Annotated in this window: 22 protein-coding genes and 1 pseudogene; 5 read left to right on the top strand and 18 right to left on the bottom strand. The window is 43.6% G+C overall.

Annotated elements, in window-relative coordinates:
• Positions 1-106 precede the first annotated feature (106 nt).
• From C8R11_RS06335 to C8R11_RS06305, 7 genes are all read right to left on the bottom strand, one after another.
• Complete coding sequence (locus C8R11_RS06335) at positions 107-652, bottom strand: PilN domain-containing protein (RefSeq protein WP_107794968.1); 546 nt, start codon at positions 650-652, stop codon at positions 107-109.
• Positions 640-1476 (bottom strand): hypothetical protein, encoded by an 837-nt coding sequence (locus tag C8R11_RS06330; protein ID WP_107794967.1) that lies wholly within the window; start codon positions 1474-1476, stop codon positions 640-642. Before C8R11_RS06330 ends, C8R11_RS06335 begins: the two co-directional genes overlap by 13 nt.
• Positions 1457-3133, bottom strand: coding sequence for a GspE/PulE family protein (locus tag C8R11_RS06325; RefSeq protein ID WP_107795023.1), 1677 nt, complete (start codon positions 3131-3133; stop codon positions 1457-1459). Before C8R11_RS06325 ends, C8R11_RS06330 begins: the two co-directional genes overlap by 20 nt.
• 11 nt (positions 3134-3144) lie before the next feature.
• Entirely contained in the window at positions 3145-4329 is a 1185-nt protein-coding gene (locus tag C8R11_RS06320; protein WP_107794966.1) for a type II secretion system F family protein, read from the bottom strand.
• Positions 4330-4349: 20 nt separating this feature from the next.
• Positions 4350-4787, bottom strand: coding sequence for a type II secretion system major pseudopilin GspG (gene gspG / locus C8R11_RS06315; protein ID WP_090699870.1), 438 nt, complete (start codon positions 4785-4787; stop codon positions 4350-4352).
• 79 nt (positions 4788-4866) lie between these two features.
• Positions 4867-5550 (bottom strand): zinc metallopeptidase, encoded by a 684-nt coding sequence (locus tag C8R11_RS06310; protein WP_107794965.1) that lies wholly within the window; start codon positions 5548-5550, stop codon positions 4867-4869.
• 400 nt (positions 5551-5950) lie between these two features.
• Positions 5951-7339 carry a KamA family radical SAM protein gene (locus C8R11_RS06305; RefSeq protein WP_107794964.1) on the bottom strand — a complete coding sequence of 463 codons (1389 nt, stop codon included), beginning with the start codon at positions 7337-7339 and terminating at the stop codon, positions 5951-5953.
• Between the two features lie 1421 nt (positions 7340-8760).
• Here C8R11_RS06305 and C8R11_RS06295 point away from each other — a divergent pair.
• Positions 8761-9141 (top strand): hypothetical protein, encoded by a 381-nt coding sequence (locus tag C8R11_RS06295; RefSeq protein WP_146159087.1) that lies wholly within the window; start codon positions 8761-8763, stop codon positions 9139-9141.
• 191 nt (positions 9142-9332) lie between these two features.
• Here C8R11_RS06295 and C8R11_RS16670 read toward each other — a convergent pair.
• From C8R11_RS16670 to C8R11_RS06245, 7 genes and pseudogenes are all read right to left on the bottom strand, one after another.
• Positions 9333-9974 (bottom strand): annotated as a pseudogene (locus C8R11_RS16670) (IS256 family transposase); the annotation flags it as partial.
• Positions 9975-10197: 223 nt separating this feature from the next.
• Complete coding sequence (locus C8R11_RS06270; protein WP_244907570.1) at positions 10198-10731, bottom strand: aspartate carbamoyltransferase; 534 nt, start codon at positions 10729-10731, stop codon at positions 10198-10200.
• A gap of 75 nt (positions 10732-10806) precedes the next feature.
• Positions 10807-11934: a cytochrome-c peroxidase gene (locus C8R11_RS06265; RefSeq protein ID WP_107795020.1), complete on the bottom strand. Its 1128-nt coding sequence runs from the start codon at positions 11932-11934 to the stop codon at positions 10807-10809.
• 406 nt (positions 11935-12340) lie between these two features.
• Complete coding sequence (locus C8R11_RS06260; protein ID WP_107794958.1) at positions 12341-12601, bottom strand: hypothetical protein; 261 nt, start codon at positions 12599-12601, stop codon at positions 12341-12343.
• A 268-nt stretch (positions 12602-12869) separates the two neighbouring features.
• The gene (locus C8R11_RS06255; protein WP_181258182.1) at positions 12870-13829 is read right to left on the bottom strand and encodes a hypothetical protein; all 960 of its coding nucleotides are present in this window, start codon (positions 13827-13829) and stop codon (positions 12870-12872) included.
• A gap of 185 nt (positions 13830-14014) precedes the next feature.
• Positions 14015-16156 carry a TonB-dependent receptor gene (locus C8R11_RS06250; protein WP_107794956.1) on the bottom strand — a complete coding sequence of 714 codons (2142 nt, stop codon included), beginning with the start codon at positions 16154-16156 and terminating at the stop codon, positions 14015-14017.
• A 67-nt stretch (positions 16157-16223) separates the two neighbouring features.
• Positions 16224-17156, bottom strand: coding sequence for a hypothetical protein (locus C8R11_RS06245; RefSeq protein WP_107794955.1), 933 nt, complete (start codon positions 17154-17156; stop codon positions 16224-16226).
• Between the two features lie 54 nt (positions 17157-17210).
• Here C8R11_RS06245 and C8R11_RS06240 point away from each other — a divergent pair, with 54 nt between their 5' ends.
• A complete protein-coding gene (locus C8R11_RS06240) occupies positions 17211-17444 on the top strand; it encodes a hypothetical protein (RefSeq protein WP_107794954.1) in 234 nt (77 codons plus the stop codon).
• A gap of 310 nt (positions 17445-17754) precedes the next feature.
• On the top strand, positions 17755-18258 hold the full coding sequence (locus C8R11_RS06235) for a hypothetical protein (protein ID WP_146159085.1): 504 nt from the start codon (positions 17755-17757) through the stop codon (positions 18256-18258).
• Between the two features lie 280 nt (positions 18259-18538).
• Here C8R11_RS06235 and C8R11_RS06230 read toward each other — a convergent pair whose 3' ends face one another.
• The 3 genes from C8R11_RS06230 to C8R11_RS06220 form a co-directional block, all read right to left on the bottom strand.
• On the bottom strand, positions 18539-18946 hold the full coding sequence (locus tag C8R11_RS06230; protein WP_107794952.1) for a hypothetical protein: 408 nt from the start codon (positions 18944-18946) through the stop codon (positions 18539-18541).
• A 173-nt stretch (positions 18947-19119) separates the two neighbouring features.
• A complete protein-coding gene (locus tag C8R11_RS06225) occupies positions 19120-19341 on the bottom strand; it encodes a hypothetical protein (protein ID WP_107794951.1) in 222 nt (73 codons plus the stop codon).
• Between the two features lie 414 nt (positions 19342-19755).
• The gene (locus C8R11_RS06220) at positions 19756-20364 is read right to left on the bottom strand and encodes a cytochrome P460 family protein (protein ID WP_090699912.1); all 609 of its coding nucleotides are present in this window, start codon (positions 20362-20364) and stop codon (positions 19756-19758) included.
• A gap of 553 nt (positions 20365-20917) precedes the next feature.
• Between C8R11_RS06220 and C8R11_RS06215 the strand changes: the two genes are divergently transcribed.
• On the top strand, positions 20918-22111 hold the full coding sequence (locus C8R11_RS06215) for an NnrS family protein (RefSeq protein ID WP_244907569.1): 1194 nt from the start codon (positions 20918-20920) through the stop codon (positions 22109-22111).
• Between the two features lie 617 nt (positions 22112-22728).
• Here the strand turns inward: C8R11_RS06215 and C8R11_RS06210 are convergent.
• Positions 22729-23112, bottom strand: a complete 384-nt coding sequence (locus C8R11_RS06210; protein ID WP_107794949.1) for a RidA family protein — start codon at positions 23110-23112, stop codon at positions 22729-22731.
• A 101-nt stretch (positions 23113-23213) separates the two neighbouring features.
• Between C8R11_RS06210 and sbcB the strand changes: the two genes are divergently transcribed.
• Positions 23214-24683, top strand: coding sequence for an exodeoxyribonuclease I (sbcB, locus tag C8R11_RS06205; RefSeq protein WP_107794948.1), 1470 nt, complete (start codon positions 23214-23216; stop codon positions 24681-24683).
• The last annotated feature ends 2 nt before the right edge of the window (positions 24684-24685 follow it).

Here is a 24685-nt window from a genome sequence, read left to right as displayed (position 1 = left end):
CAGCGTGTTATAAACATTATATTTAGGGTGAAGTATGAAACCAGAATATTTTCTTTATATTTATCTTGTTGGTTATTTTTATAACGATCGGCTGAGGTGATGAAATTCAAGATTTGGCGGCCCATACCGTGGTAAGCAGAAAATCAACAGGTCGATACGGGCTGTCCTGTTTGATTTTGTAACTGACAAGATGCGCTTTCTCAAAAATAACTTCACGTTCCATCGCTTCGATAAAATCAAGCAATACAGCCATATTTCTGGCTTCCCCACTGATACGCAGGGTGCGATTGGTCACATTCGGCTGTAAAGCCAACAACGCGACGTCTTCAGTGATGATATGCTCTATCGAATCAAGCAACGCTTCCCAGGGTAAGTTGATCTGATCCAGAATAGTATTGGCTTTGAGCAGTTCCTTGCCGATTTCCTGGCTGAATTCCCGCGTTCTTGATGTTGAACGTGATCGTGTAGTCGTCTTGGGTTGCTGCGCTTCCAGCCGTTCAACGCGAACACTCCAATAATTGGATTCTTCAACTATCAACCTGAACTGATAAAAAACAGCGAGCAAAACCATCAAGCCTGCGAGTAGCAATGCAATGTCGATACTGCGGACATGTTGACCGGCATATGGAAACGTTAATTTCAGGCGGAACATGCATTCTCCTTAGTTTTATCACTAACGGGGATTGGATAATGCATGGGCACGGTCACCGTTTCAGTTTGCAGCGGTACCATATACCAGCCACTATCATCTGGCAGCGTCAATGCCGGATGCTCTGGCGCAAACAGAAAAACCTGTTCGACAGATTCTTTTTCACCTGATAACACAGCTTCTTGATCAAGTGCAGCCAACAATTCATCTGCAACATCCTGTAACACCCGCTGGTTGCGAATACTGTGCCAGATTCCATTTTCCAACAATGCAACACAAACACGGTCGGTTTCAACTAAAGCTACATAGGATTTTCGCCGATTCAATGATTTAATCCATTTGTCCAGAACTGCGGTCAGATAAGGTTCAATGCCATTGAGTTTGCTATGATGACGCTTCGCGACTTCTTCCAGTTTTATCAGCAACTCTTGCGAGATAGCCGCACATATTGCACCGTATACCGGACTCCAGGTGCTGATACTCAGAGACCAATGGTCCACGCGCGCGCCATAAATTTCACGCATACGAAAATCTGCATAAGCTAACACTTCTTCGGGCGTCGTGATTTCAGCCTGTGGTGGCAGTGTCACGTAACGGACAAAGTGATTGGAAAGCGTCACAGTCATACTGATTCCGGTATATTCGGACAGCATTTTCTCAAGTTGCTGCATCGGTTGCAGCCAATCCGGCTGTCCTGATTGCGCATCATCAATCATTTCAGTTAAGACCGGTGACTGGACTGGTTTCAGTCCACGTTTTAAGTGCACCAGATTGAGACGTCCTGGCGCAAAAAAAACTTCGATCTGATCACGCAACAATGGTGACACGATTGGCCTCCTCTAAACTGGTCAATCCGTTTTTGACCATGTCCAACGCTGCTTCACGTAAAAACTTGGTACCGTTATTTCTGGCTGCTTCTTTTATCTTGCGTATCGGTTCCTGTGCAACTATCAATTCACGAATTTCGTCATTCAGCATCAGTATTTCGGCTATCGCGTTACGTCCACGATAGCCGCTGCCGCGGCATTGGCCGCAACCTTTTCCGATTCGGAAAATAAAACTGTCTGCTTCTTCGTGATTGATCCCTGATTCATGAATCTGCTCTTCAGCAGGGCGCTCGTCCACTGTGCAATGCGGACACAACAACCGCACCAGTCTTTGCGCTGCGATGCCATTCAATGCCGAAACAAAACTGTAAGGATCTACGCCCATATGCGAAAAACGACCGATCACGTCAAACACATTGTTGGCATGCACAGTGGTGAAAACAAGATGTCCCGTGAGCGCCGCCTGAATAGCAATTTGCGCTGTTTCAGAATCACGAATTTCGCCGACCATGATTTTGTCGGGGTCATGCCGTAAGATCGAGCGCAGTCCCCGCGCAAAGGTGAGTCCTTTTTTTTCATTTACCGGAATTTGCAGCACACCGGACAGTTGATATTCAATCGGATCTTCAATGGTAATAATTTTGTCATGACCCTTGTTCACTTCCGAGATTGCCGCGTACAATGAGGTCGTTTTGCCACTGCCGGTTGGACCGGTTACCAGCAACATACCGTAGGGCTCTGAACTCAAACGACGCAGCGTGGCGATATCTGCCGGATTAAATCCCAATTGGTTAAGCGTGAGTCCCTCTACATGATCGGACAATGCCTGGCGATCCAGAATACGTAAAACAGCATCTTCACCAAAAATGCTGGGCATAATAGAAACCCGAAAATCAATTTCCCGTCCCTGGATTGAAACCTTGAAACGACCATCCTGTGGCACACGCCGCTCTGCAATATCCAGTTCTGACATGACTTTGATTCTGGAAATCACCTGTTCGGCCAGATCGGCGCCTTTTATGACGCCTATGGACATCAACACGCCATCAATACGGTATTTAATTGATAGTGCTCCGGTCACCATTTCCAGATGAATATCACTGGCCTGTGATTTATGCGCATCATACAGCGTTGAATGCACAAGCCGTACCACCTGGCTGGTACCTTCATTGATTGTTTTTAAGGAGAGATCTTCAACGTTGCTCTGGATTTCGTCCAGACCCTGATCTGGCAGCACATGATCCATCGCACGCATTGTTTTTTCCTGCTGTGTGAAGAAAGCGGTCAGGTCGGCAGGATGGACCAACCGCCACGCTACATTCATCTCAAAACGCTCTTCAGCCCATAAACGTAATTTGGATGAAAAAGGATTACTTATAATGAGTAAATATGTATCCTCGCTCTTGAACAATACACATTCATTCCGCACAGCTTCAGAGAAAGGTAATATATCAAAAGCAGGCTCCAGTTCATGGATTGTTTTCATTTCCAATGCGGGAATATGAAGCAGTCGACCCAGTTCCTGAATCAGTTCATAAGGCGTATGTGTACCAGTTTCTTCGAGCATCTCAATGACGGAAACGTTTCGTTTGAGCGCTTCCGCATGCGCATGGCTGAGATCATTAAGATTTAATTGTTGCTTTTGGTGGGTTTCCATGTGCGCTTCAATCAATTGATACTGCCTGCCAATTCAAAAATAGGCATATACATCAGGATGATAATGCCGCCGATCACTATGCCTATGACTGCCATTAAAATGGGTTCTATCAGTTTGGTAGTCCACTCCACCCAGCGCGCGATTTCTTCATCATGAAAGCTACCGATGCGTTCCATCATATCACCCATCAACCCCGTGCGTTCGCCTACCCTTAACATACGATTGCCCACAGCTGTTGTCAGACCCTCCGCTTCCATCGCACTTGAAATAGTTTGGCCTTCACGAATATGTTTTGCCGCAGCTTCTATCCTGGGCCGAAAGTGCGATTGTAACAGGCCACTCACCATTTCAAGAGCCTGTGTGATTGGGATGCCGCCTCGCAGCAGCATGCCCAGCGTTTTATAAAAACGGGCTAGTTGGTAAACGCGCATGCGTTCACCGACTGCCGGAATACGCCATAACAGTTGCATAATATAGACGCGAAACGATGGGCGCGTGACGGCATAGCCGACCACACTCATAAATGCCATTGCGAAAATAGCCAATTCCCAGCCACGCTCCTGAACAAAGTGTCCCCATTCTATAAGCAGTACAGAGAGCCAGGGCAAATCCGAGTTCATGTCGTCATAGATTGCACTGAATTTCGGTACCACGAAAACCAGTAAAAATAACGATACCAACAAACCAACGACCAATAACAAAACGGGATAAATAGAAGCGCCAACCAGTTTTTTACGTACAAAATCCATTTGTGTCTGATAAGTGACAAAACGAGTTAATGCTTCAGCAAGATCACCCGTACGCTCGCTGGCACGAACTGTAGCAATATACAGCACCGGGAAAGCCTGTGGATAAACCTCAAGGGCCTGTGAGAATGTAATGCCTTCATATAGGCGCGCGAGTAAATCATGAATGATTTTTCTGTTGTTTGCGTCCTGCTCCTTCTCTACCAGGGTTTCCAGGCATTCCACAAGACTCAGGCCAGCCGTCAGCAAAGACAGCAATTCCTGGCTGAAATGAATCAGAGGAAAATGCGCTTTTGATTTGAACGACAGGCCGGTAAAACTGCGTTTTACACTCAGTACCATGCCGCCTTGATCCATTACCTGTCGACGCGCTTCTTCTTCGCTGTTTGCTTCCAGCTTAAGATGTACCGTTCCCTGTCCGGACATTACAGCTTTCACTTCATAGTGCATGGCTCAATCAACCAGACTGATTACCAGTTTGTAATATCGGCTGCTTCTCCTTCGCCGCCGATTTGTCCGTCTCTACCCATGGAAAACAGATCAAATTCAGCATTTTCACCTGGGTATCTGTACACATAGGGGCGACCCCATGGGTCAGCAGGCGGTGTTTTGGACAGATAAGGCCCTTGCCATTTGGGTTCATTGTTGGGTTGTGTTACTAATGCAAGGAGGCCATTTTCCGTTGCAGGATAGTTGCCGACATCCAGACGATATTGATGCAGTGCCTTTTCCAGTGCATCTATTTGTGCTTGAGCCATTTTGATCTCGGATTTTCCAACCTGTGAAAAATATTTTGGCCCAACATAGGCTGCCAAAAGGCCAATAATAACCATCACAACAAGTAACTCTAGCAGCGTAAAACCACGCTCAGATTTAACAAATCGTCGTTTATACAAAAGGTGCAACATTTCTGACCCTCTCAGTGCTAAATGATTAAAGAAAATTTCGGTAATATCGGAATATTGAACGTTTAACAAGCTGTTAGGTTTATCTGCGTAATATTGCCCACCATCGACCGATATTCAACAGCGTCATCAGCGAAGCCGACACATATGTCAATGCGGCCGCTCTTAAAATTCGTCGCGCATGATGTTCATCGCCTTTGATTAAATAACCGCCTTTTTCCAGCATAGGCAGTGCTCGTGAAAAACTGGCATGCATCTCCATCGGCAGCGTAATTAAATGTACCAAAGTAGCCGCCCCCAGTGTCAGTAATCCGCCCGCAAAAAACAGTGCGCCTGCAATTGGCGCACGCGTAACAACCATAATCAAAGGCGCAAGCATTAAAATTGCAGCACCGAGTTTCTCGGCGGGCGCTGCAATCTGTACTAACCGTGTTCGTATTTTTAAAGGCAGATAACCGTCGCGATCCTGTATCGCATGTCCCACTTCATGAGCCGCCACTGTGATGGCTGTCAGCGATTTTCCGTTAAATTTGTCAGGCGTCAATCGCACAACTTTTTCGATGGGATCATAATGATCGCCTTGCGCTGTTTCTTCAACCTTCACGGATGGCAGTTTGGCCCAGTCAAGCAGAATACGTGCAAGTTCACCACCTGTCCCAGGATAACGATCATCGGGAATGCTATATTTTTCGAGCGTATGCTTAACCCAATAGGATGGCCCGTAAATCAATGCAGCCACAACAACAATGATGATTACATATAACATGAAATATCAGACGTTTATTCCAAAACACAAACGCAAAATTATAATTGACTAATGATCGCAGATGATACTAGTCTACTGCATGCCAGCCAGTACGCAATCTTTTCAATCTTATATCAGATAATAAAAAGACTCTATTTTAAAACAATCAGTCATCTTAAGGACTGTATTCAGTCAGTCAGCTTCCTGGGCGTTCAGAATACCCAACTGCAACAGGGTATTCTGTGATATTTATCATCCAGATTTACGAAGACCAAATATTTTAATTCATAAATGTTTAATTTTCATGAACAGATGCGCTAACAACAGAAAACAATTCCCAGGAGAGACACTAATGACCAAAAGAGCAGATTAACAGACCGTTAATAAATAGCTGAGTTGCCACTGCGGCGTTAAAAACAGGCTAATAAGCTCTCGGACTAATCTGTTTATTCAGCATTGCATCATATTCATCTTGGAAGAAAAACTTTGTTTCTCCAAAAGCCGGTTGCAACTGATCCAGCCAGGTTGCGTCAGGATCGAATTGCGCAAAGAAAGGGCGCTGTACCCAGTCAGGATTGCGCGCCTGCAGGAAACGTAAAACAAATACTTTTTCGCCATTGATTTGCGCAATTCCCTGAATCTCAACTTTTCCTGGCCCGGTGCTCATTGATGGTCCGCGTGCTGTTCTTCCCAGTCCCGATACACGTTGTAATGCTTCGCGATAGACTTCCCATGCGCGGGCAAGCGGTACCTCAAAATAGCGGCGTGCACCTGTGTCGCGCTCGACAAACATATAGTATGGTACCAGTCCCTGGTGTACTTGCTCCCGCCACATATAAGCCCAGACTTCAGGATCGTTATTAATATGATTCAATAGCGGCGATTGTGTACGGATCACGACGCCTGCAGCACGCAAACGCTGTATAGCTTCCCGCACGAGTGGTGTCGCCATTTCACGCCAATGATTAAAATGCGCCATAATCGCAATATGTTTGCCTGCTTTGACCATTCTTTCCAGCAACGATACTAATTGTGCAGCGTCTTCGTCATTGACATAGCGTTGCGGCCAGAAGCTCAAAGATTTTGTGCCGATGCGTATTGTCTGAATATGCGCAAACTCCGGTTTTAGCATAGGCTCCAGATAAGCAACCAGATGATCGGTTTTCATAACCATGGGATCACCACCAGTAATGAGCAAATCACTGATGTTTTTATGCTGACTTAGGTATGTATGCAGCTTTTGCGCTTCCCTATTGGAGAATCGTAAATCTTTGTCTCCGATAAACTGTGCCCACCGAAAACAGAAACTACAAAAACTATGGCAGACTTGCCCTTGGCTCGGGAAAAATAAAACCGTTTCACGGTATTTATGCTGTATGCCTTCAATAGGTGCATCTTCTACATACGGTACATTTAATGATTGTTGCTCAGCAGGGTGTGGATTTAGACGCCGCCTGATCTCGTTAGCTTTTTCTAAAATAATGCTACGGTCACTGGTGTTGCGCAATACAACTGCCATTTGCTCAAAATCATCTTGTGACAGCATGCCTTTTTGAGGAAAAACCAACTGAAAAATCGGATCAGCAGGAATATCCCGCCAGTTAATCAGATTATCAATTACATACCTGTTAACCCTGAAAGGCAAGACATTGGCAACCACTTTCATTTCGAAACGCTGTTCATCTGATAACTGGGCGAGCGCTTTTATTTTATCAAGCTGTCGTTCTGTATACACCTGAAAATGTTCAGGTGTATCATCAAGTTGTTCTGAAATAATCTGTTTTTTTATAAATGGTAAAACGGGTGTCATAATATTTTTTCTCCATTCTAAAAAAATGCCTTAAGGAGAAATTGCCACCAGATTCAATCATAATGACAAGGCCATATTTTTGTTTTATATAACAAAATAATAACAATTCTTATTGACTAATAAGAACTTCTCACAAGAAAAACAATAATTTATATCATTTAGATATCAGGGTTATTAACAATTATTCAACAATAAATATTCTGTTTAGTTTAAATATCGTATATATCTATGATTAAAAAGATAAATAATTTGGTTGTATATATAAATTACATAAGTGTTTGTCTATACAGTACCTGTTCCAGCTATCAATAAATATACGATATCTATATATATCAAAATGTTAAGAAAATACCTGATTACTGATGCCAGAATTATAACATGCATAAAAAATAACCCTCTTTAGCACTCTCGGCACTCTCGGCACTCTCGACAGGTGCGCTCATGATTATCGGCGTTGGATAGGTGTATGCAGTTTTCAGTGTCTTCGCCATACGGGACAGTCCAAGTTTGCAAATGAACGAATTAGGATACTTTTACCCTGTTTGTAGCATTATTCTCACGACAAAATAATTTGTAAACTCTTATCAGTTCAAGAATTATATGAATGGTAGTCTGACAATAAATTGATGATTAAAAATCAACGCCTACACGTCATAATGGAGAATGCGCATGGAAATCCAGTACGCAATTAAAGAAAACAGCATCCGAATCATCAAGTGTGAAATAAAATTAACAACACGTGATGGAAAAAGATTTATCTATCACGGACTTTTTAAATCCACATCAGAAGCAATTATGGATGCCATAAACCGCTTTGATATTGTGACAATTTTTGTGCGAACCATATAGCAGTGAAGCTGAGAATAAAACAAGCAAACTATTTCACTGTGACCAGAATCTCGAGATAATCATCGCGATTTTTTCCATGAACTAACTGTGAAAATGCGATTTTGGTAGCGATGCGGTGCTGTTTGACGGGAGATGGTAATGGGGATGCAGCATGATATTATCCGCCGATCGATTCGACTGTGAGAGGTCGTTATCAAATCGAAATCTATAAGCCTGTCCAGGCTGACTAATCGCGCATTTAACATATCTGTATAGCTCGCTTATACACATCTATTGAGCAAACAATCCCGGATTTCCGAAGCGCAGTCATCATCCTTATCACGTTAAAGAATTGAAACACTTTTCGCCACCATCAAATTTACCAGGGCGATATGTAACTTAATGGTTTCTCTTAGAAAAAAACAATACTTTCTCCAATATACATCATAGCGCCGGATCAGTTAGGATGCAGTTGTGTTGAACAATATAGAGCTATGACTAACATGGAAACAAAAGCAGGAATAAATGCGATAAAGTCTTCGAAGCTTACATTTTCTGGTAAGCATATTGTGTATTTATTAGGAATTGCACTATTGAGTGCCTGCGCACCAATGCGCTCAGTTTCATCTGTTCAGGCTATTGAAACCCGGTTCGTTCAAGACAACGGCGGAGTTGCCAACCATGCGGCTTTGGCAAAACAGTATGAGAATCTGGCGAATGAAATGCGCAGTAACGTGCAAGCACAGCAGCGAATGCTCAAGCGTAGATCCAATGCCGTTTTATTCGGTAAAAACGGAAAGCATATCAAAGCACTGGCTGACTTTAAAATTCGTGAATTCCAAAAAGCTGAAAAACAGAGTCTGACAAAAGCCCATTATCATAGAGCCATGGCTGCGCAGCCAGCATCACCCAAATCATACATGTACACCAACTACCAGCAATCTGATAAAACCAGTCAGTCAAACGATTACTGAAATTTTCAGTTTGTTTAATTGAATCTGCTTTTCAAAAAAATGAGGTAATTGAGGGTATTCAAATTCTGTGTCAACCTGCAAATTACCTGCCGTGTTCTGCTTGTTGAACCGCTTCAATCGGCAACCGATCGACACCGTGCGTGTCGATGGGCTGACCATTTCCAATGGTATTATAAAAATCCCTAATCAATTTATAAATCCAGTGTTGCATCCAGACGTTCTTCAAAATATATCGCCAGCTGCGATAATGCCAAATTCCAGTTTGGAAAGGGCATTGTCCATTTCCTGCTGGCGTTCTTAATGCCGACACACAGTAACTTAAGTAAGCTGCTCTGTTCGAAAATCTGACTTTGATTTTTGTAAGTTTGTGAAACTGACGATGGATCGCCTCTATGGTATTTGTCGTATACATAACACGGCGTATCTGCTTAGGATATTTAAAGAATACCAATAAATTCTTCCATTTGTTTCACCAGGATTTGATCACAAAGGAATACTGTTTTCTCCATTTGGCTTCCAGCGCATCAAGTGCATCTTCAGTACATCCCTGGTCTGTGCTTCGTATGCCGGCTTTAGGCCAGCCATGAAAGCTTAGTGATTCTTTGGCGCGACATATTTGATCGAATTGTGTATGTGATGAATGATGCACAATTGAATCCCGGTTTTTGGAAAGATTCTGTTAATCGCTTCAGTAAAACCTGTAAGACCGTCTACGGCAGAATAAAGATATCCTATGCGCTACGATTATTCAGATCCTTCAATACAGACAGCCAGAACCGGGCGTTCTCGCGTTCCGACAAATACAACCCCAGGATTTTCTTGTGGCCTCTCAGCGTATTCAGCGGAAAAATAACCTGTGACCGATTTCACGGTTTTAGATGTTGATCCATCTTTACGGTTCGATACATCGCCGGATCCAATAGGCTGTTCAAGTTCTGCCGCTAATGCTGCTTAATCGGCAGTGTTAATATGCCTAACATTTAATCATAATGGAATGGCACAGAATTGCTAATATTCTCTGCAATAACTATATGATTGTACATTATTAATTGATCGTTAGTCATGCGTATGCTGATGTCCTGGCGCAGCATGTTGCGCATGGTCGTTTAATTGAGCATCAAACCATTGGTGAATCGCTCTGATGAGCCGTGACAATTTGCTGAAATACTTAATTTGGGCGCCATCTGGTAGCGCCATATACTCAATAGTGATCTGGTGATAACCGGCTGCTCTCAATTCAGCCAGTCCTGACATATCTTTTCCGTGAATGCTTTCTGGATCGGAGAAATTCCGCTGTTTGAATGCTTCAGAAATTTCCATTAAGTGATCGCGTATCAGCTGAAGCTGTTCAACATCTGATCCGTTCTTGACAATAACCTGTTGAATCCCACCGCTGGCCGATTTGGAAAAAACATGCAAGGTTTTTTCCAAATCGAATGGCATAACATGCGTTCCGCGCTCTGCAACTTTATCCAGCCTTTTTTCTTCGGATGCCCCCAAGGAATTGGCAGAAGGCACTGTCATCAACGACACAAATAACAGCAGTCCTGCCAACAGATACATACGACTCTTATTTGATGTATCGGTCACTTGGTTTTTTTCTCAAAATACTTCTAGCACCGCCATCGAATTTTAACAGTTTAGGCGTTGCCAATGTCATTACACTTATTGCGTATCTTTAGCAGCATCCTTGGCCGTTAGAGCTCCCAGAAATGCTTTGATATCTCTCACCATTCCGTGGCCAGCATGATCACGGCCCAATTGATGTTTTGCCATCAGTTGAATGGCCTCATCAAGTGTTTCAACCGAACCATCATGAAAATAGGGGGCTGTTTTGGTTATATTTCTTAAACTAGGCACTTTAAATGCTTTCTTGTCACTCTCGATTTTAGTCACTTCATAACGACCCATATCTGATGTTTCATAGGGTGTCACAATACCGATTTTTTTGTATGAATTACCGCCAATAGCAACCCCATTATGACAAGTTACGCAGCCCATATTGATGAATTTTTTCAGCCCCCTTTTTTCCTTTTGACTCAGGGCATCTTCGTCGCCTTTGAGATAATCATCGAATCGCGATGGGGTGAGCAGTGTACGCTCAAATGCACCGATTGCCACGCCAATATTCTTGTAATTCAATGGATTCTTTTCATCGGCAAAAGCTTTCGCAAACAGCTCTTTATATTCTTCAATTGCTGTCAGTTTTTTTACAACTACATCCGCGCCTGGCATACCCATTTCAACAGCATTCAAAATCGGGCCTAAGGCCTGTTCTTCCACAGTACTCGCGCGCCCATCCCAGAATTGCGCAATGTGGAGCGCTGCGTTCATGGTGGTTGGAGAATTTCTGTCACCCCGCTTGCCTTCATGGCCTGGAGAAGTTGGTTCATTATCCACGCCAAAATTACTGAGGCTATGGCATGAGTTACAAGAAATCTGATCATTGACAGACAGCCTTGGATCCAGATAAAGCTTTTTACCCAGCTTGATCAAAGCAGCGTTTTTTTGTGCGTCAATAATGGCATCGGGCAATGGTTCAAAAAATTGTTTGAGAGTGGTCTTGTCAATCTTGTGGCCATGCCCGCCACCATGCATACCACCTTCATGTCCGTGGTGGTCATCACCATGTCCCCCACCTTCATGTTTATGATCATCGCTATGTTTACCACTTCCATGCCCGTGACTGGCACCATGCTCGCCATTTTCATGCTCAGAACTACTTTGGGGCTTATTATCTTGTGCAAATGCTTGCGCACTCAAAAAGAGTGTCAGTAATAAAATAAATTTCATGTGATCTCCATTGTTTTTTATAAACTGAATCCAAGCAGATTCAGATGTAAACGTTGAGCTGATACCTTGGTGCAGCATCTCGCTGATTATTTAATACAAAGTTTGTCAGTAATACGCTCTCTTCCTTGATTATTATGCATCGGAACGAATTTCTCGGCAATTCATCGTTTCAATAGATGATTTAGCACCTGTTTATCGTCGCCTGTGTTGCACTCTCTTGATCCAGAACTGTTTAACTAACCGGTGAGAATAATGAAAGGAAAGCCAGCATTCGGTAAGTTAGCAAAAATCACAAAACAATAGAATACGTGCTAATACGTAAGGATAAATATATAGGCGCAATCTGGCTTGTTACACTTGTTCTATCGGAGAACCTCTCAGTGCGGATAAGAAATCAAAGCCGAGACTAAGCCATAAAAAAATGAGTGGCGTCATTATCTGACCCAAGATGGATGAAAGCAATGTGACATATTGCCGCATCTTTAATCGGGTCAATATCCTCAAGCAGCTGTAAGTGTAAAGTGGTCTCTTTTGTGGAGCTAAAATCAGCCCAGGGTAAGACAGAAAGGCGCCGGTCAATGATAGACATCCACCGAATAAAGTTTGTTTTTGAAGCGAAAGCGGTAATCTGGCGCCAGATATTGGTAGTGACGTCACAGTTATCCATGCAACGCTTCATACAAGTTATAGGATTAATTCACATTCATGTGGGCAAGACTGGGTCGTGTCAGTTTCACCGCCAAGATGATAAAGGAATGCACCTGTGCACGCACGCTGTCAGCAATATCACGCAAGCTGATGCGGCCGGGTGATTGTACCTTATCATTTATGTATTAGCAGGACAGCTGTGAAATTGTTTGCAATAATACACAGCGGTATTGATACTGCCATTGGTGATATGTCACCCATAATAATACTGTTTACAACAGGGCCGATTAAAGTCCTGCTTGCGCTGTCAGTACATCAAATTCACCCAACATGACTATATTGGCACCAAATTCACCACCTACCGCAAAGATATGATTATCTTTCACGGCCACACAAACACCATTTTGATAACACCGGGCATAAAATCCAAATGCTATGAATGATGTCGTCGCATGTGGAAACAGGGATGGATAACTGGATTCCGCCCAACTAAAAAGTTTATCAGCTAATGCAGTGTCGGTACTCGATTGCAGTACACGTCCTGCTACGGCTTGTTGAAAGTCCTCCAATGCCAAACCATTATTAAACATGATCCATAATGTATCAGAGGGTTCAGGATAAGTTTCGGTAATTAACTGTAACTCAACCATATAAGCGCCAATCGACGCATCCGGGGCACCCTGACTGGTCTCAATAATCCAGTCCAGATGCGTGTGCAAAGAGCCGTCGGAGCGAATTTCACCGACAATGAGCGATGGCGTACCATCGATGCCATGCCGATTGAACAGGGTAAATCCTTCGACAGTTTTGGGAATACAAAATACCTGTCCACAATCTTGATTAGGTTGCAAGTCCAAGCCGCCAGCCAAGCGAATCTGCACGCCTTCCGGTGCCAGGGACCATTGACGTTTTTCTGTATCCCAATAACTTAAGTGACCGCTCGCCAGATATCGAACCCTGTCTCCGGGCGTCATATCTCCTTCCAGTCCTTCAAAACCGGGACTGTCAATTGCAGTGCGATCAGGAAAGATAATAAATTCAGATACATAAATTGGGGTGCCAGTCAGCTGATCTACGGGCATTTGCGCAGCAGGGAGGCCGAGGGTTTCTGGTTTTACCAGGCTGCATCCTTTTTCGGGACGACAAAAGCTAGTATGTACACGCTGGTCAACAATTGTAACCTCGATATGCTGATGCAATTCGCCGGCAAACAGTGTTATTGGATACAATAAATAGGTGCTACTCAAAATACCTATGGCTATGTTGCGTAGCTTAAAAAGACAATTTAAAAGCCGCTTTGTGTAGAGATTTTCAAATAAGATCATCATATTGAGAATTAAGCATAAATGGATTTGGTTTGGTAACAATAAGATTATAAAAAAATTAAATAAAATGCCATGCCTTGCAGCGATGCATCGCGATCAGATAATGACTAGAATGTTGCGCTCATTCCTGCTAATGCGCTAAAACCGGCTTCAGGTGCAAAATTTCGTAAAAAAGATGTAGAGTTTCTTATGGTCGTATTAGTCATATTTGAAAGCTTGGCGAAAAAAAGTATTTTTCTATAGTCGGACATTTTCCAATCGTAAGATAAATCTAGGTCCAATCGATCATAACGCGGCGTATTGGTTTCCAGATTTCCAGGCTTGTTTTGCTGCAAGGCATGGGTATAACGTAAAGCACCTCGCCACTGTGCCCATTGAAATCCTATTTCACCGCCGAATCGCAATGGTGGAAGTCGTGGCACATCCCCTAAAGCCTCATTCTGAAACCAACCTCGCACATAATCAGAAAATAGCGTTAAATAAGGACTGATGGGCAGGCCCAGACGTGGATGAGCGGTAATCTGAGCCTCATAACCTGCAAAATTGGCAGTATTGGCCTGATATCCAAAAACAGGGAGACAACTTCTTAAATCGGCACAAGCCAATTGAAAACGCGGTGGATCAGGCGCCAAATTAAAAAACACTCCCTGATTTTCTAAATAAATAAAGTCCTGTATCGATTTATAATAACCATTGGCCTGCATAGAAACTTGATTACCGTTAAAGCGTAGACCAAGTTCGTAGTGATTCGTTTGTTCAGCATCCAGATTGAGGCGACCAATTTCGAAACTACGCGTTGCAAAATGTGGTCCCGACGCAAAGAGCTCCTGCACGTCTGGTGCGCGTTGCGCGCGCTGCCAATTTAAGTACAATGAAGTTTTTGGAAGGATTTCATAATTCAAGCTTGCAGCGAGAGAATAAGTTAGATAGTTTAATGCGTTCGGCAAAGGTAACGCTGCCGAAATCCCTGCTAATTTGATTTCATTACTCTTTGGAGTCGTGGTTTGATGTTCGATACGAGCGCCCACTTCAAAGTCGAGACGTTCAGTGATAAACACAGTTTCAGTGATAAAAAAACCTAATGAATCAATATTGGCAGCAGGGGTGAACGTTTCGATCCCTGTCGCTGCGAAAGAACGATTCTGCCACTGCATGCCAAATGTACCATCAAGCCACTCTCCTCGTTGATGGTTCATTTCTAAACGTGATTCCCAGACGGAATTCTTAAAACGAGTCAGCGATGCGCTTCTATCCGTCACACTTTTATCAAAATCCTTATGATCGTAGTCGATATAACTCAGTTTCGCTTTTATACTAGGTAATGATGCCCAATAAGTTTTCCACAAACCATCTAAATCATAGCGGCGCTGCGACATGTCAATCCTGATGGCTTCTTGTTCGGTACTCCCGGTCTCAGTGTGTCCTGGAACACCCGGAGGAATACCATAATTTCTGACCATTTCATGATAACTCCCGCCTATATGTCCATGCTTGCCGATCATTGATATTCCGACTGAACCGCCCTGGCTACTGGAGTGACTATTTTGAATGACCTTGGCGCTATTGGTGCTGGGTTCAACCTGGAATTGTTGCCGGATCGCTGCTTCGTCCAAAGCAGCCCCGGGAATATGCGTATTATTTGAGGCACGATGAAAATAATCAACATGAATTGCAAACATTCCTTTACCGGCATCAAAACCAATCATGCCGGCCTTGTCTGCAGAATTATGGTCGTAGCGAAAATCCATTCGACCCGCGGTGCCATTCAATGGAATTTTTTCAGGTATACGTCCATGCTCGATATTAACCATGCCACCAATGGCATTACCACCATAACGCAGGGTCGCAGGACCTCTCAACACAGTAACACTATCTGCCAGCATGGTTTCAAAAGCGATTGCAAGGTCGGGACTTAGAGCAGATAGATCATGTGCGCCGATGCCATTTTGCATGATTCTGACTCGAGGACCACTCATACCCCGGATTACGGGTTGACCAACACCAGGTCCATAAGACAGATTACTGACTCCCAATTCACGCTCCAGCGTTTTGCCGAGCGTTTCGCCAGTGCGAATACGTAACTCTCGACTGTCTAGTTGTTGTACAGGATCAGCAGGACTGGAAGTCGCTTCAATGGTGATAGTTTCGAATCTGACAGTCTCTTGTGGAATATTCGCGTTCGCACGTTCGGTATTGTGCTGATTTTCTGCTACTGGTCTCTTTGTTGTACTTTGATCACTTGCGGACACAGAGTTAAAAAAAAAATCATAAAACCTGTCAGAAAAATATAGCGAGAGTACTTTTGTAAGCCGTGCATTAGAGCCCCGCTATTTCATAAAAAGTTTCTATTGAACCATGTTCAGTAATACCACCAAACACTCCGCCAGCAGTATAAATTTTGCCGTCTTTGCTACCGAGACAAACTGAATTGGCATAACAGCGAGCATAGTATCCGAAGATAAAACGACTCTCTGCAGAATGCGGGAATAACTCCGTAACTTGTAGTTCAGCCCAGTCAAATAGCATATCCATCCGAGTGTAATCATTCAATTGGATCTCTGGCACTACTTTTAAAGCTTGAGCAAGGGCCAATCTATCAAAGTTTGCTTGCGCATTGATATGAAAAACTAATGCAAATGGAACGGAGGGTTTGTAAAGAATATTTTCACCTGATTCATCTACTCCTAATATATTGATGAAAACCATATAGGCGCCATCGTCAGGTAAGGCATCATCTGTTTTTTGTATTCGAAAAACAGGATGTGCTTCGAAACTGCTGCTGGTTGTCAAATTTGTAATAAACCCCTGCAAGCCATTTCCTTCATTGTCCGTCACTTTTTTTTCATCTGATAAGCGGCTGATGACCAATTGTTCTGCGAAACCTGCTTGCAACCATGCTGACTGTTCTTCTGACCATTTCAACAAGGTACTTTCTGTTTGATAACTGATTATGCCGCCTTGATCGAAACCTGATCCGGTAAACCCGGAGTCGCCCATGCGATAAGGCGTGAAAGAGTCGGCGAAAGATATGACAAATGCCTTGTAGCCCCCCAATACTCTTCCTTGCTGAGCGATATCTACTTCAATATTGCCATCACGCCATGCAAACGCCATATTTGGCTCACCCTCGTGAGCCATTGTCGTTATACTTAATAAAAACAATAAGAAACCTATGAAAAGTGAAATAAACTTATACAAGTTTTGATGCTCCGGAGATTTTTCTAAAGAAAATTCATCAAAATGAATCAATGAATGCGTTGTAGTAGACCGAAAAAATTCTACTTTCTCAATGCAAATCCAAGAATGGTATTTGAATATGAACTGAGGATCAATGCGACAAATTGTCGCAGACCAGATAAAAATAATGTGTTAATAGCAGTGGAAGATTGGTCATGTGATTCACGCATCATGCGTAAATTATTAATCAATATGCAAGAGTTACCAGGAAAAGATCAATATCAACAAAAAAGTATAAAATACAATTCGTTAGTTATTTTTCCTGATAGCTTTTGGATATTGATAGGCGGTAAATTTTAATTGTTGATTGACAATTAACCGCTTTAATTTCGTCCATGTCCCCGCAATCCATTGTTGCCAAAACCATCCGCGATGTTACCTGCCTGAGTATATTGCTAGAAAACCCTAAAGCGTGAGTGAATTCATGAAACACGGCTGGATAGGGGGTTACGGGATTCACATTTTTTCTTTGTGCATGTGGGATTTGTCACTGATCGCTTGAAATATTCATATTACATTTATCTTCACTCTGGCAATTTTTTTGGTTTTTCGAATTCAAGCAGAATTGGCAGATGGCATATTTTTTCATTTAATTGTAGAGGAGTTTGTTATGAAACACACTGCTATTAAATCTTTATTAGTGTTGTTGGCGCTGCTATATATTCAAAGTGCTGTAGCGGGTATTTCGACCTATTCAGCAAGTGTTACTGCCGAAAAAGGGGGTATTGTGAACCAGACTCACGTTGCCGCACCTTCATATCATGCCTGTGAGATACAAAAAAGTGATGTGATCAATAATTATATCGCCGCAGGTTTTACGATTCTCAATGCGACGAGCTGCACGCCACTATATTTCAGACTACCGGAGTTAATGCATCCAGAATGGAAAATTCGCTGGCCAATTCCACCGGTGTGTCTGAGTTGCCCACCGTGGGATATCAGTATTCTTGAAGTTTTCGATCCTTTCCTGGCCAAGCAGGTGCATGAATTAACTCAGAAATACCGGGTCAATGAATATCTGAAAGAATTGCATATTTTACAAGAGAAATTTGATCTGGAAGGCTTCGATAAAGCGCTGGAAGAGTTGGATGTCCAGCAACAACAATTTAGATAAATTTAGAAAACGAATTTACTTCGGGAAAAGGCTGAAACATGTTTCAGCCTTTTTTATGATATCGAAAGCGGGAACCTCATTGAGAGAGATTGTCTGTCTTGGCAGATCGTTCGGGGGCATCCATCATTGCGGCTCCCGCAGCACTCATGAGAAAATTTTCATTTTTCTTGATCCATAAAAAAACCCACCGAAGTGGGTTTTAAAAATTACCATTTAAAACAAGGGGAACTACAGGATAGCTATTGACTGCTTTTTTAGAACTATATGGGTAGTACCAAGGCTAGCCTTTAATCCTGCCTGATTCGGCGAATTGCTGGCGATTTTTCTGATCTTCGGCCATTTTGTTATGGTAAGCCGCTTTTTGCAGATTTTCTGCTGCAGCTTTTTCGAATTCGTGAATTTTAAAAACTACATGTTTTTTGATTCGTTGCCCGTTTCTACCCAGAAAGCTGGTGCTTGGTTTATGATTGAACGCTTCTACCTGTTCTTGTATTTTAGCCTGCATTTCTTTGGCCTGATCTTCATAGTAATGTGCCAGCTTTTGGTGATCGGTATTGCCTGCAGTTTTTATTGCGGTTGAATTGACTTGCGTATTTTGTTCGGTTGCGTAGGCGACTGCAGGCAGCCCGATCATCATAAGAGCAAATATGGATATAATCGTGAAATAATTAATGGTTGCTGTTCTCATAATAGTCACCTCTTTCAATCGAATATTAACTTAGTTCTCAGTCTAAACAAGTCAATATCTGAAGTATATTGGGGAGACTATTATTCTTATCTAAGGGTAACCATTAGCACAACTGGACGGCAGGTTTTCGGTTTTTGACGGATGATCATCGGGAGCTGACTTTTTTACTGTTTCTAATTTAATCCGATACGGACGAGCGTTTCAGGGAATGTATGTGTCGCCTTGTCGGGATTATTATGGTCAAAAGTAAAGGTATAGCCTGTTTCGAATTGCATGCGTCCATTAGGTATGGTTGCAGTTCTCAGACTGAATGTGGGACGGTCTGTCGCAATTGATCCGGATAAAGGTTCGAGTTTGCCCGAATAACTTTGCGGACGAGGTATTTTCTGTGTCAAGGCGCATCTGTGTATATCCAAACGCGCCCCATACCAGTAAAGTTAATAAAACACCAATACTTACATATCCTTCCGGCAAGAACGTATTTACAGATTTTATCAACAGGACTATGGCCGGTTTCATGTGGCAGGGGCAGAACTTTTGTATAGTGAACTCGGTAGCTCTGAAACCATAAACTATCGAAGTCTGAATAAGTGAGCGTGCATAAAAACCAGCAACATGTGTTTTTGATGAATTGTTTGCGCATATTCATGCTACACACAGTTGTTTCCATGTTGCAATCCTCCATCCTTAATCTATTGCAGGCAGGACGGTTTGCCATAGGTATGCTTTGATGCAAAAGCCGTCCCGTTATATCCCGTCAAATAGATTTGCTACAGCGCGGGCATTCATAAGCCCGCGATAGATTTATGCTACTTCTTTGGTGGTTGTATACCTGATATTCCAGTAGCTTTGGCCGCCCGCAGCACTGGATAAAACTGGGTGAAAACAAGATCATCTTTAGCGTTGCTTTTATGACAGGCCGCACATTCTTCAGTAGGCAGGTTTTTAGCCGCAGTAACCATCTGCATATCCGGTACATAAAAAATATAAAATGCCCAGTTTCCAGGTTCGTTAGCGAAACGTTTGGAATCTTTAACAGAAGCTTCCAGACCAATATAGTCCCCCATGAAGTAACCGTTGCCGCTGCCCGGACCTTTGCGCTCACCAACACTGATTAATTCTTTGACGGTCATGGCGCCATCACGAAATTCACCGGTTTTCTTCCAGTGTGCATAGCTGCCAGGATCAAGATAAACAGTTCGGATTTCAGCAAAAGGAGCATTGCCTTCATTCATTTCATTGGGAGTGACCTGTGTACCTACCATGACCCATTCACGGTAGTTCTGTGGCAGTAACAGCTCGCCCGCTTCATTATATTTTGCAGGTCCGGCGGCGAATACGGTATTTAAAGCAAGTCCCAATGTCAGTAATGCTGCAAGCGTCAGAGTAGTGTACTTGAGTAAATGTTTAAACTTCATATGAATTCCTTTTTATACTTGTTAAGATAATTTATTTGATATAACAACTTAATCGTAAATTGTTATATCGGACGGGATACATGCCGCAGGGGAGTGTACCGATGATGTTATTTTTGTGTCAACGACGTCCTGCTTGTGTTGTCGGTTATAGATGATATCTTTCTGACATCTTCATGCTGTGATCTTTCGAGTTGCTGTATATCGCGTCTTGAGTTTTCGCAGGTGCTTACTTCATGGTTGAGTATTTACCTGAAATTTTTCGTCAAGGTATTCTAATGGGAAGATTGCTGGATAACGTCAAGTGCGCGATACGAAGGATAATCAGTACTGAATTGATAAATTCTATGAGTAAGAGATGAAAATTCCATTTGTTTTTGGGCGACATTGATGAAAGAATAATCAAAGATTCAAAAAACACGAATTTTCAAACATCGATTTCAACCCTGACTTCCTATACGCTATCATCAAACTCATTCGCTCGTAAGAATAAGAGTGCTATGCACTAACGTATCGATTGATAACATGATCGACAAACTAAAAAAACATCTTTCATTTGAAAAATAAATGGCTGTCCCTGATTAACTTAGAAACCAAAGCCTATGCGCATCAATGGTTCTTTCTTGCTGCCTGCGGCTATGCCATTTTGATCATGCCACTGACTATGCTGGCGAGACATGGCTATGGTCCGGCAATACTGGCAGTACCAGCGAACCATGCTTTTGAAATGTTGTTCGGTTTTGCGTTGGCATTGATCGCCGGTTACTTACTGGGCCCAATGCCCAGACGGCAATTGGCTTTATTTCTGTTTTTCTGGTTACTGGCGCGCCTGACCGGGTTGACCAATATGGCGACGTGGCTTGTGCTTGCCAGCAATGCTGTTTTTGCCGTGTTACTGGCGCAACAGTTGCTCCCACGTCTGTGGGTTGCAAAAAAATGGCGTAACCGCATACTTGCGCCATTACTCGGCCTGATTTGTATACTGAGCATTGCAGTTAGCTTGATTAGCCAGTCCGGCCATCACGAATTAACGCGTTATCTGTTAGGTGAAAGTGTACAGCTGTTTGCTTTGCTTATGCTATTCATGGGAGGTCGTATGTTGGCGCCTGCGATAGCCGGTGAATTTTACCGTCAGGGCATGGAGCTTCAGGCAAGAGTGCAGCCACGAGTTGAGGCCGGATTAATCGTGACAATCATTGCCGCAGTCATTCTTGCGCCGGTCTCCACATCGGTATCCGGCATTTTGCTCATTACCAGCGGTATGCTTGCAGCTATTCGCCTTTTTCGCTGGCAATTATGGCATTGTCTGGCGCGGCCTGACCTGATTTGCCTCAGTATCGGTTACGCTTGGCTGGCAATGGGGCTGATAATGCTGGGATCGGCGAAACTGGATGAGCATATCCATCTGGGCACGGCAATTCATGCCATTACAGTAGGCGCGCTGGGCACACTTGCATGCAATGTTTTGGTCCGCGTATCATTGTTACACACTAGACAATATCCTTCACACATCGCGCATATTCTGGTGATAACCGTTTGCATGACAGTAGCCGCCATGTTGCGCATAAGTGCGGATTTCAGCGTATACCGTGAAATATTGCTCGCCGCCTCAGCAATAGTTTGGAGTATCAGTTTCTTTGTTGTACTTGTCATTTTATTCAGCTGCCTGGTTCGTGAGCCCATACGCAAAACCGCTGTGGATACGTCTCTCCTGTCGATGAAGACAAGTAAACATAACGCACTTCGATAAAATTCGAGAGAAGGCTCTTGCGTTGATGCACATAACAGGCTGCTTCTCAACTTGTGTACAGTGAGGAATCAATAATGGCGCGACAGTTAAGAATCGAATTATCGGATGTTGCATAAATGAACACTTTCGAAAAGGTAGAAAGAACACAGGCTTGCTGAGAACGTTACAAACCTCTGACAATTCATCGCAAAGCATTAAACCCTGCAGATAGTACTTGACGAAAAAGTACAGGATGGGTTTTACTTGGAATTTCTATAATAACTATTATTTGATTGCTAATATTGAGGGACTTGAGAGCCATGAAAAAACTCGTCATTATCGCATTGTGCATTTTTATACCGAGTTATATTTACCTGATGATACAGTATTTCTAGGGATGCAATGATTAATCGCCTGTGCAAGCAAATTGTTACATTGGACGGAACGCATAAACGTATCTGTCGATATTAGGTCTCGTTTCTTGCGTTTCGTCCATCTTGCACTTTGACTCATTAGGTCAATTAATTAAAAAACTTTCTAATAATCCATCAAACAATAGCGAAACTAAAAGTCTGGCTGGTAAAGAAAGCAAATGCGAACTAGCCCCATTTTCAATAATTCTCACATACTATACAAGCTTATTCTCCGCAGTAAGCGGTCACCTGAATTTCAATTTTCATCCTGGGATCGGATAATCCCGCACTCAGCATCATAGCCGCGGGCCTAACGTCACCAAAATATTTGCGCGTCACCGGAAAACATTTCGGAAAGTCGTCCACATTCGGTAACACATAAGTTACACGAACCACATCTTTCAGGCTGCTGCCGGCCTCCCGCAACGCGGCATCAATATTCTGGAAGCATTGTTCGGCCTGTTCCAGCAGATCGTCAGATATGGTCATTTTGCTGTAATCAAATCCGGTGGTGCCAGATACCATGATCCAGTCACCTGCGCGGACTGCACGGGAATAGCCGATTTCCTGCTCGAATGTAGAACCGGAACTGATGCGCTGTCGTGCCATAAAATGTACTCCTCATAAAGTTTTTGAAAAAATATCACTATAAATAGGTTAGCATGTGATTTCAAAACAGTTTTGATTTTATGGCGAGAAACGGATCCTCAATGGCAACAACTTTGTACTGGCATGATTATGAGACATTCGGCACAGACCCCAGAAGGGACCGGCCTGCGCAGTTTGCCGGTGTACGTACGGATGAAGCGTTCAATGAAATAGGCAAGCCTCTGGTAATTTACTGCAAACCGCCACGTGATGCCTTGCCGCAACCTGTTGCCTGCTTGATCACCGGTATTACACCGCAACTGGCAGATGAGAAAGGTTTGCCGGAGCCCGAGTTTGTTGCCCGAATCCACGCCGAACTGGAGCAGCCGGACACTTGTGGCGTTGGTTACAATACCTTGCGTTTTGACGATGAGGTGACACGTTATGCGCTTTATCGCAATTTTTTCGATCCGTATGCACGTGAATGGCAGAATGGCAATTCGCGCTGGGATTTAATTGATCTGGTGCGCATGACCTATGCGCTGCGCCCTGAAGGAATTGAATGGCCGTTGCGCGAATCAGAACAGAGTGGTGAGAACGAAGGAAGCGGACAGCCGAGCTTTCGATTGGAAGATTTGACTGCGGCCAACGGCATCAGTCATGGCGCTGCGCATGATGCGCTCTCCGATGTGCGCGCCACGATTGGATTGGCGCGCTTGCTGTATGATCGGCAGCCGCGTTTGTACAATTGGCTTTTCCAGCTGCGTAATAAACGGCGGGCGGCTGAATTGCTAGATTTCATTCAATATACGCCAGTGGTGCACACATCACGTATGTATCCTGCCAAAACGGGTTGCACGACATTAGTGATGCCGTTGGCCGCCGAATCGGATAATCCAAACAGCGTGCTGGTTTATGATTTGCGTCATGACCCGGAAAGGTTTCTGGATATGAATCAATCTGAACTGGGCCGAGCTATGTTTACTCGTGCCGAAGATTTGTCGGATGGTGAACAACGCTTGCCTGTTAAATCGGTGAAAATCAACAAATGCCCTGCACTTGCGCCACGCAATACACTCACTGTGCGAGCTGCAGAACATATTGAAATTGATTTGGCTGCTTGTCAGCGGCACTGGCAGAAACTTTCAGTACGCTGTACACAAACCGATTTTGCACAGCGGGTCGTGCGCGCTTACACCGGCAGAGAATATGCACCTGCTGTGGATGTTGATCACGCGCTCTATGACGGCTTTATAGATAATGCCGACAGGCTGTTGTTTACACAGATACGTCGCGCCACGCCTCAGGCACTTGCAAAAGCCCGATTTGATTTTCACGATAAACGATTGCCGGAATTGTTTTTTCGTTACCGTGCCCGCAACTGGCCACAGGCATTGTTACCCGATGAAGCGCTGCGATGGGATCAATTGCGCCGCGAACGATTGACCCACGGTACGGGTGGTGACAGTTTGAATGCTGAGCGTTATTTCGATCAGATTGCGATACTGCGAAGTGAACAAGTGGATAATGCCAAAGCACTGGGTATACTTGATGCGCTGGCGTGCTGGGGAAATGATCTCATGAATTTCTGATC

It is taken from the genome of Nitrosomonas aestuarii, from assembly GCF_003046585.1.
In the GTDB taxonomy this organism is placed as follows: domain Bacteria; phylum Pseudomonadota; class Gammaproteobacteria; order Burkholderiales; family Nitrosomonadaceae; genus Nitrosomonas; species Nitrosomonas aestuarii.
This window is presented reverse-complemented; position numbering and strand designations above follow the sequence as displayed.